General features: G+C 43.3%; 10 protein-coding genes. All 10 read left to right on the top strand.

All coding sequences use genetic code 11. From position 1 onward, the window contains the following. Nucleotides 1–183 precede the first annotated feature (183 nt). Entirely contained in the window at nucleotides 184–816 is a 633-nt protein-coding gene (locus tag EYY67_RS23995; RefSeq protein ID WP_242675634.1) for a helix-turn-helix domain-containing protein, read from the top strand. Between the two features lie 76 nt (nucleotides 817–892). Beyond that, the gene (locus tag EYY67_RS23990; RefSeq protein WP_242675633.1) at nucleotides 893–1,585 is read left to right on the top strand and encodes an EAL domain-containing protein; all 693 of its coding nucleotides are present in this window, start codon (nucleotides 893–895) and stop codon (nucleotides 1,583–1,585) included. Nucleotides 1,586–1,937: 352 nt separating this feature from the next. Continuing rightward, nucleotides 1,938–3,368, top strand: coding sequence for an undecaprenyl-phosphate galactose phosphotransferase WbaP (gene wbaP / locus EYY67_RS23985; protein ID WP_131694569.1), 1,431 nt, complete (start codon nucleotides 1,938–1,940; stop codon nucleotides 3,366–3,368). Nucleotides 3,369–3,633: 265 nt separating this feature from the next. Continuing rightward, nucleotides 3,634–4,773: a polysaccharide export protein gene (locus EYY67_RS23980; protein ID WP_131694568.1), complete on the top strand. Its 1,140-nt coding sequence runs from the start codon at nucleotides 3,634–3,636 to the stop codon at nucleotides 4,771–4,773. Beyond that, entirely contained in the window at nucleotides 4,773–5,207 is a 435-nt protein-coding gene (locus EYY67_RS23975; protein WP_195816688.1) for an arsenate reductase/protein-tyrosine-phosphatase family protein, read from the top strand. Before EYY67_RS23980 ends, EYY67_RS23975 begins: the two co-directional genes overlap by 1 nt. 20 nt (nucleotides 5,208–5,227) lie before the next feature. Further along, nucleotides 5,228–7,411, top strand: coding sequence for a polysaccharide biosynthesis tyrosine autokinase (locus EYY67_RS23970; RefSeq protein WP_131694567.1), 2,184 nt, complete (start codon nucleotides 5,228–5,230; stop codon nucleotides 7,409–7,411). 146 nt (nucleotides 7,412–7,557) lie between these two features. Beyond that, nucleotides 7,558–8,463 carry a glycosyltransferase family 2 protein gene (locus tag EYY67_RS23965; RefSeq protein WP_131694566.1) on the top strand — a complete coding sequence of 302 codons (906 nt, stop codon included), beginning with the start codon at nucleotides 7,558–7,560 and terminating at the stop codon, nucleotides 8,461–8,463. Nucleotides 8,464–8,500: 37 nt separating this feature from the next. Continuing rightward, nucleotides 8,501–9,565: a dTDP-glucose 4,6-dehydratase gene (gene rfbB, locus EYY67_RS23960; RefSeq protein ID WP_242675635.1), complete on the top strand. Its 1,065-nt coding sequence runs from the start codon at nucleotides 8,501–8,503 to the stop codon at nucleotides 9,563–9,565. A 16-nt stretch (nucleotides 9,566–9,581) separates the two neighbouring features. Beyond that, nucleotides 9,582–10,466, top strand: coding sequence for a glucose-1-phosphate thymidylyltransferase RfbA (gene rfbA, locus EYY67_RS23955; protein ID WP_131694564.1), 885 nt, complete (start codon nucleotides 9,582–9,584; stop codon nucleotides 10,464–10,466). Continuing rightward, the coding region (gene rfbC / locus EYY67_RS23950) for a dTDP-4-dehydrorhamnose 3,5-epimerase (RefSeq protein WP_131694563.1) at nucleotides 10,453–10,829 on the top strand (377 nt) is incomplete at its 3' end. The genes rfbA and rfbC, both read left to right, overlap by 14 nt.

Raw genomic sequence — 10,829 nt, 5'->3', positions numbered from 1 at the left:
CGGTGAAACCTATTGTTGTGCGTAATTATGAGCGAGAAAAACGATTTGAAGAGTTTCCGCTGCGTATTACTCTACATACAGTTTCTGAAAAGTTTTAAATATGATTTAGATCGAATTAAACATTCGTTTTTCTTATATCGTTCTGAGAGTGCTTTATTCTTCCCCGGTCGCACGAGGCAGAACTTGAGCGTTTTTAAAACCACACAATTAGGCGGCCCAATGCCTCGGGTAATAATCTGGAGTGAGTGCCAATTTACAAAGCTGGCGTTGAAAGAAATAATCTCCAAGAAGCTACCTTACGTTAACGGTGTCATCTCTTTTGACCAGAATGACGGGGTGACCTTGTTTGCAAAAGATTATCTGATTATTGATCCATCAGGAGGGGGCTTTCACAGGTGCTATGAGTTTTTGAGAGAAAATCTGAATATATTAGATCCTGAGAGAATTCTGATTGTATCTTCAGCGATTGATATGCTCATGCTCGAACTTTTACTCAAAAAAGAGTTTAAGTTTCTCAAGAAGAAGAACGATCTGACCGAGGTGGTCAGTGCTGTCGAGAAATTTATCCAACTTCAGGGTAGTGCGATTAACAAGGAATCGTTTAATTATAATATTACCAAGATGGAAGAAAAGGTGCTGGTGATGATGATGTCTGGTCTTTCTGTAACCAGCATTTCAAACATCCTGAAGCTCAGTGTTAAGACGATCAGTGTTCATAAATGTAATTCTCTGAGAAAAATAGGCGTTGATGCCAATAGCAGTTCAGCTTTGTTTTTTTTGCACAAACACGCCGTGGGTAACAGAATTGTCAGTTAAGAAAATAATGCTTTTTTAGGCTGTAGTTGCTGAATTTTCGGCACAGATACAGGCTGTTGTTTTTTTTCAGGGGTTAATGATGCGAGCAGTCAAAAGAAATTATCCGGGCTACCTCTACGAACCTATAGTGAGTGTCACTGGGGAAATACTGGGTTTTGAGTTGGTTCAGAAAGTAGCCAAAGCAGAAAGTCAGGAAAATTCAGACTGTTATAGGGGAGTGTTTACTTCTGAAGAGAAAGTGAAAATATTTTTTGAACAGGTAACGTTGGCGTGCGTTCATGAAAGTCTGTTTATCGCTAATAATTTTCTGTTATCGATAAACGTGGACTACGATACTGCTGTTCATATCGTCAGCAATCCGTCGATACAAAAGGTATTGCAACAGCACAAGTATATAAGACTGGAAATCAATGAAGATTTCCTGGAATTCAGCGCCGGACAGGAACGTCCGGTACTTGAGTCTCTGTTAACGTACTGCCCTTTATGGCTGGATAACTTTGGGGCAGGCAACACCAGTCTTACATTGGTGATGAGCGAAAAATTTGAATATGTAAAAATCAGCAAAGTCTTTTTTTGGCAACACCAGGGAACTCAATCGTTACGTAAAGTCATCGATCATGTCAGACCTTATTGTTCCGGCGTTATCATGAATGGCGTGGAAAATTCTCAGCATATTGAGTATTTAAGCGGCAGTAATATTAAGGCTATGCAGGGGGCACTATGGTTGCCTTACTGTCAGGAAGAACTGGTGAATTCATTTTTTAAATGAGTTCTCACTATTTATCTAAATGACAGGATTATCTGTTCGTGTTTACATTTTAATTTAAGCATGTGTCGCCTTAAGTTTTTTTGGGTGAGGGTGCTTATGTGTTTATTATTATTTTTTTCTGGCAAATTGGTGGCCGTAAACCAGGGGCGGTAGCGTAGCCAAAATTTGGGGGTATATTAGTAAAATGGCATCTACTTTCCAGGAATGAAGGTATTCAATTTTAGCTATGAAGTTCATTTATAATGAATTCACTCAATGCCATCTCTATTATAAATCATCTTATCTCTCAACTTAAAAAATGTCCCCTCATCATACCTGAGGGGGTTATATATTTCATTCCTGTGAGGTGCCTATGACATTTCTCACCAGAAACCTTTGGTCAGGTATATTGCTCGCCTTATCCGATTTTCTCAGCTTCACACTTTCGCTGTATCTGGCAAAGTGGATACTCAGCAAGGCAATGGCACATTTCGACCAAAGTATTCCCGATGCACAGACTGCCGGCTGGATAGCTTTACATGGTGTTTTAGCAGTTTGCTGCGTTGCGTGGTTTCACCTGCGGTTGCGGCATTATTATTATCGAAAAACTTTTTGGTTTGAGCTGAAAGAAATTCTGCGCACATTACTCATATTTTCCTTAATTGAAATTGCTGTTATTGCCTTCGCCAAATGGTACTTCTCCCGCTATCTATGGGTGCTGACATGGACGCTGGTGCTGATACTGGTTCCTTTTGCCAGGATGATGACAAAAAGAACGCTTCACGCATTCGGACTTTGGGAGCGTGATGCGATTATCATTGGCAGTGGCAATAACGCCAGAGAGGGATATAGCGCAATCAAAAGTGACAGAAACCTCGGGCTGAGAGTTATCACATTTGTTTCCAGCGAACGCAGTGATCACCCCGGTGATACGATTGAAGGGATACCGGTAATGCCTTCTGATGAGAACTGGGTCCGAACCTGTGTCGATAAAAAAACACAGTTCATCGTGGCAGTGGAATCGCATCAGAGTGGCATCCGGAATGCATGGCTGCGTGTATTTATGATTAACGGTTACCGTTCTGTCTCGGTGATCCCGACGCTACGTGGCATGCCCCTCGATAATACAGATATGTCCTTCATTTTCAGTCAGGAAGTGATGATTTTCCGCGTTCAACAAAATTTGGCGAAATGGTCATCAAGGGTCGCTAAACGCCTGTTCGATGTTGTGACCTCTTTGCTCATCATTATCCTGCTATCACCTTTGTTACTCTACATCAGCTTCAAAGTGCGCAGAGATGGCGGGCCGGCGATCTATGGTCATGAACGTATAGGGCAGGGAGGAAAACCCTTCAAGTGCCTGAAATTTCGTTCGATGATAATGAATTCAAAAGATGTTCTCGACGAATTACTGGCTAATAACCCGGAGGCTCGCCAGGAATGGGATCTGACTTTTAAGCTGAAATACGACCCGCGTATTACAGCGATAGGAAGCTTTCTGCGCAGAACCAGCCTTGACGAGTTGCCACAACTCTTCAATGTATTGAAAGGTGAGATGAGTCTGGTTGGGCCACGCCCGATCATTACCGCAGAATTGGCGCGCTATTTTGATGAAGTCGAATACTATCTGCTCAGTAAACCAGGTATGACCGGTCTTTGGCAGGTGAGTGGCAGAAGTGAAGTAGATTATTCTACGCGGGTCTATCTCGATGCCTGGTATGTAAAAAATTGGTCAATGTGGAATGATGTTGCCATCTTATTTAAAACAGTGGGTGTAGTTCTTAAAAAAGAAGGTGCATATTAATTTTCGCAAAACATCCGCAAATGAATTTTTATTAATTAATTATGTTTTTGATTTTTCACCTACATAAAAGACACCTTTGAATCCAGCGCTTTCTATTTTTTCATTATTTTCTTTTCCTGCTGTCAGTCGGGCAGGGCAGGGAGATGATGAAAGTATTTTGTTTTTAATATCTACGCACAGGAATAAGCAACGCGATTACCGGATTGGAATATGGAGCCTCTATCGGAGGCAGATATTAAACCTGAACTACAGATGATGTGAGATAATGAAAAATAGCTTTTTTAATATTTCGATAATGATAGCAACATTAGGTACGCTAAGCGGGTGTACTGTGATCCCCGGCCAAGGATTAAATACCGGTGGTAAGGAAGTAATAGAGCAACCAGACAGTCATTATGACATTGATAAACTTGTCAATATTTACCCTCTGACACCCTCACTGGTCGATGGATTACGTCCGGAAACGGTGATGGCGCGCCCTAATCCGCAATTGGACCAGCAGTTAAAAAACTATGAGTATCACATTGGGGTGGGCGACGTATTAATGGTCACTGTCTGGGACCACCCTGAACTGACAACCCCGGCAGGCCAGTACCGGAGTGCCAGTGATACCGGCAACTGGGTAAATTCTGACGGCACGATTTTTTATCCTTACATTGGGAAGTTGAAAGTTACCGGCAAAACGGTGACGGAAGTCCGTCAGGAAATCAGCAGCCGCCTCGCAACCTATATCGAAAGCCCGCAAGTGGATGTCAGCATTGCTGCTTTCCGCTCTCAGAAAATTTATACCACTGGTGAGGTGGTTAAATCCGGACAGCAGGCGATTACCAATATTCCCCTGACCGTCATAGATGCGATAAATGCGGCGGGTGGGTTGGCACCTGATGCAGACTGGCGAAACGTGGTACTTAACCATAACGGGAAGGACACCCAAATCTCTCTTCACGCACTGATGCAGAAAGGTGACCTGACTCAGAACCGGTTGCTATATCCCGGCGATATTCTTTTCGTGCCGCGTAACGATGACCTGAAGGTGTTTGTTATGGGGGAAGTCGGCAAGCAGAGCACCCTCAAAATGGATCGTAGCGGGATGACACTGGCTGAAGCATTGGGCAGCTCAGAGGGGCTTTCCCAAAGTATGGCGGATGCCTCGGGGATATTTGTTATTCGCCAGTTGCAGGGCAGTAAACAGGGGAAAATTGCCAACATCTATCAGCTGAATGCCAAAGATGCCTCTTCCATGGTGATGAGTACAGAATTCCAGCTCCAGCCCTACGATATTGTGTATGTGACTTCTGCTCCACTGGTTCGCTGGAACCGGGTGATCTCACAGATAGTCCCAACCATTTCAGGGGTGCATGACATTATCGAAGCAGGTCGATATATCCGGCAGTGGAACCCATAATGTTTGATTCTATTTTAATTGTCTGCACCGGGAATATTTGCCGTTCTCCGATCGCTGAGAGAATGTTAAGACAAATATTACCTGACAAGAAAATTGATTCAGCGGGGATTGCTGCGCTTGTGGATAAACCTGCCGACCCTACGGCAGTCGTGATAGCCCAAAAGCATCAATTACGACTTGATAACCATCATGCTACCCAGTTTACGTCCTCTTTAGGGCGTCAATATGACCTGATCCTGGTGATGGAGAAATCACATCAGGCACAGATCAGTCGCTCTTCGCCAGAAGTGCGCGGCAAAGTCATGTTACTGGGGCACTGGATGGAGGGAAGGGAAATACCCGATCCCTACCGCAAAAGTCAGGAAGCCTTTGAGTCTGTTTACCGGTTAATTGACCAGGCGTGCCACTCCTGGTTACAGAAACTGAACGGATAACTTCATCAGGGATAAAACGCATGTCTCCAGCCATATCAAAAAAAACGGCAACCAAAGAATCAGATGAAATCGATTTTGGCCGTTTTATCGGTGAGCTTATTGATCATCGAAAATTAATTATTGCCGTCACGTCAGTGTTTGTTTTGCTGGCGGTTATTTATGCCTTGTTTACCACGCCTGTTTATCAGGCAAATGCATTAATTCAGGTTGAGCAAAAGCAGGGCAACGCCATTTTGGACAGCATCAGTCAGATGTTACCTGATTCACAACCGCAATCCGCCCCTGAGGTTGCATTGCTGCAATCCCGTATGGTTTTGGGGAAAACAGTTGATGATTTGAATCTGCAAATTAGCGTAACGCCAAAGTATTTTCCGTTGTTTGGTCGCGGATGGGCAAGACTCACTAAACAAAAACCTGGGAAATTAGTTGTCAGCAGACTTTACTTACCGGGTAATGAAGACGGTGTTTCATCACCAAAGGTCACCCTGACTGTACTCGACAAAGACCGTTATCGCATCAAAGGTGACGATTTTGAAATGGATGGCCGGGCAGGGGAATTACTGAGTGACAAAGGGATATCAATCAAAGTCGATAGCATTGATGCTCAGCCGGGGGCACGATTTAATGTCAGTTATTCAGCACGCCTGAAGGCAATTAATGATTTATCGGATGCCTTTTCGGCTGTGGACCAGGGTAAAGATACCGGGATCCTTAACCTGAATTTATCGGGCAATGATCCGCAACTGATAGCGACAATTTTAGATAGTATCAGCCAGAATTATGTCGCACAAAATATTGCCCGGCAGGCAGCCCAAGATGAAAAAAGTCTGGAGTTTTTAAAACAGCAATTACCTAAGGTAAGGGCAGATTTAGACCTGGCAGAAGATAAATTAAACCAATATCGTCGTCAAAAAGATTCCGTAGATTTATCTCTGGAAGCCAAATCAGTGCTGAGCCAGATTGTTAACGCAGATAATAATCTGAATGAGCTGACTTTCCGTGAAGCAGAAGTCTCGCAGCTGTTTACGAAAGACCACCCGACATACAAAGCGTTGCTGGAAAAACGTCAGACATTGCTGGACGAGAAGGCACAGCTTAACCAACGGATAACCGCCATGCCAGCGATGCAGCAGGAAGTGTTACGTCTGAGCAGAGACGTAGAATCTGGCCGGGCAATATATATGATGTTGCTGAATCGCCAGCAGGAACTGAATATCGCCAAATCCAGCGCCATTGGGAATGTACGGCTTATTGACAGTGCAGTCACAGAACCAAAACCGATCAAACCTAAGAAAATATTGGTAGTACTTGGCGGGCTGATAATGGGGGGCATTTTGTCGGTGGGTTTGATTCTGCTAAGGGTATTCCTGCGACGGGGAATTGAGACGCCAGAAGAACTGGAAGCCGCAGGTATTAGCGTATATGCCAGTATACCGATATCTGAATGGCTAAGTAAAAATAGCAGGAAAAAGAAAAGGGTTACTCATTACGAAAATAAAGAGCTGTGTAATTATCTTGCAGTTGAGAATCCGGCTGATATGGCCATTGAAGCGATGCGCAGCCTGAGAACGAGTCTGCACTTTGCAATGCTGGAAAGTCGGAATAATGTATTAATGATCTCCGGTGCAATTCCCAATGTCGGCAAAACATTCATCAGTACGAATCTGGCAGCCGTCATTGCCCAGGGCGGTAAAAAAGTGCTCTTAATAGATGCTGATATGCGTAAAGGCACCATTCATAAACTCTTTAAAGAAACCAATGAAAACGGGTTATCGGATCTTCTTTCCGGGCGGACACTCATAAATAATGCGGTAAAAAGGGTACGCCAGGCTGATTTCGATTTTATTTCCAGAGGACATGCTCCTGCAAACCCTGCTGAGTTACTCATGCACCCGCGGCTTGGGGAACTGGTCAGTTGGGCATCGAAAAATTATGACCTGGTCATTATTGATACTCCACCGGTACTTGCCGTCACTGATGCAGCCATTATTGGCCAGCATGCCGGAACGACGCTCTTTGTGGCACGTTTCGAATCAAATACAGTGAAAGAAATTGAGGTGAGCATTAAACGACTGGAACAGAGTGGCGTACGTGTTAAAGGATGTGTGCTGAATTTTGTTGTTAAAAAAGCAAGCAGCTATTATGGCTATGGATATGATTACCATGGTTACTCTTATGGTGATGATATAAAACTACAGAAGTAAAAGATAAGTTTGGTGCATTGCTCATTGTAGTTCGGAGGGAAAGGGCTTAAAGAGTCATACATCGGTGACTCAGGGTTAATGTTTTTATAGAAATTTCATGCGAGCAGTAAACATCCAGTTGTCCAAATCATCATGGCGGAATTCATATGCGCTATTTTATTGCTATTCCAACGTATAACGGCGGCGACGTATGGGAAGAGTGCGCTAAAAACATAAAAAATTATATTCCTGAGAAGACTTCGGTTTATGTCATCGACTCAGGAAGTTCTGATCGTACAATGAATGTTGCAGATAAATATGGATTTGAACATATTTCAATAAGCAGTAAGGATTTTAATCATGGCGGCACGAGAAACCTGGCTGTTGAGAACAATAAAGGAAAATACGACTTTGTTATCTTCTTAACGCAAGATGCTATTCCTGAACCTCACTTTGTTGAAAATATATTATCTGCCTTTCAGGATCCAAAGGTCGCCTGTGCGTATGGAAGACAACTCCCTCATAAAAGAGCCAGTAAAATTGCACAGCATGCACGCTATTTCAGCTATCCGGAAAAGGGGTATGTCGCTGAACTTTCGGATAAGACAAAAAAGGGAATTAAAACGGTATTCATGTCTAATTCATTTTCAGCTTATCGATTGGATGTTTTTGAAAAGCTAGGTGGTTTTACCTCAAACACGATACTTTGCGAGGACATGTATTTTACCGCTAAAGCCGTGCTTTCAGGTTATAAAGTCGCTTATGTCTCTGATGCGATTGTCAGGCATTCACATAATTACAGTCCTCTTGAAGAATTTAAGCGCTACTTCGATATTGGCGTTTTCCATGCTGATGAACCCTGGATCAGGAAAGAATTTGGTGGCGCTGAAGGGGAGGGGAAAAAATTCATTTTTTCAGAAATTAAATATCTTATAGCCAATGGGTTCTATCTTATCCCTGTGGCATGCATCAATACGGCATCAAAGCTTTTAGGATATAAGCTGGGCGGGAAGTATAAAAAAATGCCACTCTCGATAATAAAAAAAATAAGTATGCACAAAAGGTATTGGTGAACCATTTTAAGTCAAAAGACTATGCATGTAAGGGTAGATAATGAGAATAGTTATTACAGGTGGGGCGGGTTTCATCGGGTCTGCAGTTGTCAGAAATATAATCACGAATACGGAAGATGAGGTATTAGTCATTGATTGTCTGACCTATGCGGGAAATATGGAGTCTCTGGCAGATATAGCAGAGAATCCTCGCTTCCTATTTGAACAGGTGAACATTTGTGACAGGGGATCCGTTGACAGAATTTTGAATGAATTCCAGCCTGACGCCGTTATGCACCTCGCGGCTGAAAGTCACGTTGACCGGTCAATTGATGCTCCAGGGAGTTTCATTGAGACCAATGTCATCGGAACATACACGTTGTTGGAAGCATCCCGGAAATATTGGAACACTTTGGCTGAAGATAGGAAGCATACATTTCGTTTCCATCATATTTCGACTGATGAAGTCTATGGCGACCTACACGGGACTGAGGATTTCTTCACTGAAACCACGCCTTATGCGCCAAGCAGCCCCTATTCATCCTCTAAAGCCGCCAGTGATCACCTTGTCAGGGCATGGTTAAGAACCTATGGGTTACCCACCATCGTAACCAATTGTTCAAACAACTACGGCCCTTACCACTTCCCGGAAAAACTGATCCCTTTGACCATCCTGAATGCTTTATCCGGGAAGCCGCTTCCAGTTTATGGAAATGGCAGTCAGATCAGAGACTGGTTATATGTTGAGGACCATGCCCGCGCTTTATATCACGTTGTTACCGAAGGAAAGGTGGGGGAGACATACAATATTGGCGGACATAACGAAAGGACAAATATAGAGGTCGTTAAGACAATTTGTACTTTACTTGATGAAATGGTCCCTCAGAAGCCGGATGGTATTTATCTTTACAGTGATCTTATTACTTATGTTACAGACCGTCCTGGTCATGATCTGAGATACGCCATTGATGCGTCGAAGATTGGACGCGAATTAGGATGGAAACCTGAAGAGACTTTTGAAAGTGGCATCTATAAAACCGTCAAATGGTATCTGGAAAATAAAACATGGTGGAGTCGTGTGAATGATGGCTCTTACGCGGGCGAACGCCTTGGTTTAAATTAATATAGGCCATATCAACATGAAAGGTATTGTTTTAGCGGGTGGGTCAGGCACGCGGTTATATCCAATCACGCTTGGGATATCAAAACAATTGATGCCCATTTATGATAAACCGATGATTTACTATCCTCTCTCGGTATTGATGCTGGCAGGTATTAAAGAAATACTGATTATCTCTACTCCGGAAGATTTACCAGCATTCCGGCGCTTACTCGGAGATGGAAGTCAATTTGGCGTCAGCTTTAGTTATAAAATTCAACCCAGTCCTGATGGTCTGGCACAGGCATTCCTTATTGGAGAGGAATTCATTAATAACGAGCCGTGTGCCCTTGCGCTTGGCGATAATATTTATTTTGGTCAGGGGTTTGGTCAGCAACTTGAAGTTGTCACCAGCCGGAAATCAGGTGCGACGGTATTTGGATACCAGGTTATGGATCCGGAAAGGTTTGGCGTTGTTGAGTTTGATAAAAATTATCGAGCCATTTCTATTGAAGAGAAACCCGCCAATCCAAAATCAAACTGGGCGGTAACCGGTCTTTATTTTTATGATCATAATGTTGTCGATATGGTCAGGGAAATAAAACCATCAAGCCGCGGTGAACTTGAAATAACCTCCCTGAATGAGATGTATATGAATCAGGGGTTGTTAAATGTTGAATTGCTGGGGCGCGGTCTGGCATGGCTTGATACCGGCACTCATGAAAGTTTGCTTGAAGCATCACAGTTTATACACACCATTGAGAAAAGACAGGGTTTCAAAGTGGCATGCTTAGAAGAAATTGCTTTTGGTAAAGACTGGATCACCAAGGAACAAGTTTTGGAACAAGCACAACCATTATTGAAGACCGGTTATGGACAATATTTGAAGCAACTCGTGGAGGATAAAGAAAATGAACGTTATTGATACTAAAATTTCTGGAGTTAAGCTCATTCAGACTAAAGTATTTGGTGACGAACGCGGATTTTTTCTTGAGACTTACGAAAAAAATCGCTATCAAAAAATGCTCAATATCGATCTTGAATTTGTACAGGATAACCATTCCCGTTCCTCTAAAGGTGTGCTGCGCGGCCTGCATTTTCAGACGGAAAATCCTCAGGGGAAACTGGTCCGCGTGGCACGAGGCGAAGTGTTTGATGTCGCGGTAGATATACGGCCTGATTCACCGACGTTTGGTCAGTGGGAAGGGGTCATACTCTCTGAAGAAAATAAAACGCAATTCTGGATCCCACCTGGCCTGGCGCATGGGTTTGTGGTGCTGTCTGATTT

Origin of the sequence: Rahnella victoriana (assembly GCF_004330295.1) — a bacterium.
Classification (GTDB): domain Bacteria; phylum Pseudomonadota; class Gammaproteobacteria; order Enterobacterales; family Enterobacteriaceae; genus Rahnella; species Rahnella victoriana.
This window is presented reverse-complemented; position numbering and strand designations above follow the sequence as displayed.